1 protein-coding gene is annotated in these 1,258 nt (G+C 65.7%); it reads right to left on the bottom strand.

From position 1 onward, the window contains the following. Positions 1-23: 23 nt before the first annotated feature. On the bottom strand, positions 24-1,258 hold a 1,235-nt coding region (locus ACX80M_RS21035), incomplete at its 5' end, for a putative transposase (RefSeq protein WP_459310410.1).

Below are 1,258 nucleotides of genomic sequence, written 5' to 3'. Positions count from 1 at the left end.
CTCAGGACTCTGGACACAGCGATTTAGTTTTTGAGTGACGTTTCTTTGTTTTTGATTTCGAATCGTAGGATCCGGTCCGTGCCCGGGTAACGGGTTTCGGTGGTGTTGAGGTGGGTGCAGAGCTCGCTGATCGCGGTGGTTGCCCGGCGCGTGGGGAGCGGATCGAGGCGGATGGTGAGGTAGCCGTCCACGCGGGGGTCGATGTCGCCGCTGCCGGTGAATGCTTGACGGATCAGGGCGTGGGCTTCGTCGTCGCCGCGGGCGTAGCTGGTGTTGGTCCGGATTTCGCGGGCCAGGGTGGACGCGGTGTTGAACGCGGCCATCCGGATGGCGTGGGTGAGGAGTTTGGTTTCGGTTTCCAGGACTTGCTGGCCGGCGGCGATCTCGCCGAGCGGGACCCGGGCGGAGATTTCCCGGTGGGTTGTCTGCGCGGCGTCGAGCGCGGTTTCGGCGCTGAGCAGTTCCGCGGTGATCGCATTGTGCATGGTGTTGGTGATCAGGACCGTGGATGTTCCGGGCGGCGGTGTGCGGGCGGCGAGCATCGCGGCGTCGGTGTCGGCCAGGGTCTTCTCATACCGGGTCCTGGCGGCGAGGACCTGCTGGTAGGCCTTGCGTTTGGCCGGGTTCGGCACGGACCGCTCCGGATCATCATCGGTGGATGTGTAGGCGTCGTGCGAATCCAGCGCGAAACGGATCCTGGCGTAGCGGAAGTAGTTTTCCTGCCGCCACCTCGCGCCCATCCGGTAGATGATCTCCCCGGCGGGCATGTTGGTGTTGGTGGTGAGGATGTGGATCTGCCGGGACCCGCCGCCGGGGGTGTTGACCTGCCGGCTGAGCTGACGCATCGGAAAGACTTCCCCGGTCGTACCGACGGGCACCTCAACCTTGGTATCCGCGGCTTCCCACGTCCGGGTTTGCCCGTGCCCGTCGGTGTGGGCGACCTCGGTGAACAGGGAGACTCCGATGTCCTCGGTGGTGCCTTTGCGCCACGTCAACACATCGAAGTTGTTCTTGGCCATGTGTTGGAAGAGGGTCGGGGACCAGCCGCCCCGGTCAAACCCGACGAGCACCCGCCGGTCATCCCCAATGATCCCGCGCAGGGTCGGCAGGAGCCGGCGGAGCTCCCCGGTCAGGGCTGCCCCGGGTTCGGCCATGACCACCAGGACGGGGGCGCCGGCAGCGTCGGCAACCCAGGTTTCCTCGGTCGCCGGGACCGGGAACTTCAACCTCGTGGAATGGACCTTCCCGATCTTCCGGG

The sequence above is a fragment of the Pseudarthrobacter sp. MDT1-22 genome, from assembly GCF_054511035.1.
Note: the sequence above shows the minus strand (reverse complement) of the source record. Positions and strands in the feature narration are given on the sequence as shown.